The sequence below is a fragment of the Pseudomonas sp. RA_35y_Pfl2_P32 genome, from assembly GCF_963970735.1.
GTDB lineage: Bacteria > Pseudomonadota > Gammaproteobacteria > Pseudomonadales > Pseudomonadaceae > Aquipseudomonas.
This window is the reverse complement of record NZ_CAXAQF010000400.1, coordinates 1-399: the sequence shown is the minus strand read 5'-3', so window position 1 is coordinate 399 and position 399 is coordinate 1. Positions and strand designations below refer to the sequence as shown.

The window sequence follows — 399 nt, the reverse complement described above, 5'->3', positions numbered from 1 at the left end:
TCGTTTGGCCGAGCGATCACATCCCAATGTGGCCGCTATCGCGCTGGCCAACAAAACCGCACGCATGGCTTGGGCGATGCTGCGCAACGGGACCGATTACCAACCGGATCGGGCTGCGGCCTGATCTACCAAACCGTCACGTCCAACGAGTAAACAAACCGTCTACCCAGATTGCTAAGCAACCCGAACGATGGCAAACCGGTCGAACCGGCGTCGGTAAAACCCTCAAATGTCCAGGTGCGTAAAGCACGTAGAAGCGATTGGGAGCCGACGCGCGAATAGCCCATCATGGCCCTGCATCGAATCGATGCCAAAGTCAGAGGCCGAATATACGTGTGCAGTCGGCACGGGGGCCAAAGCGAAGGGGCTTGCAATGAGGAGGAGTCCATATACGGTCAT

Annotated in this window: 1 pseudogene; it reads left to right on the top strand. The window is 57.4% G+C overall.

The window, feature by feature from the left end:
• A pseudogene (locus AACY45_RS28890) lies at window positions 1-124 on the top strand (IS110 family transposase); the annotation flags it as partial.
• Window positions 125-399 lie beyond the last annotated feature (275 nt).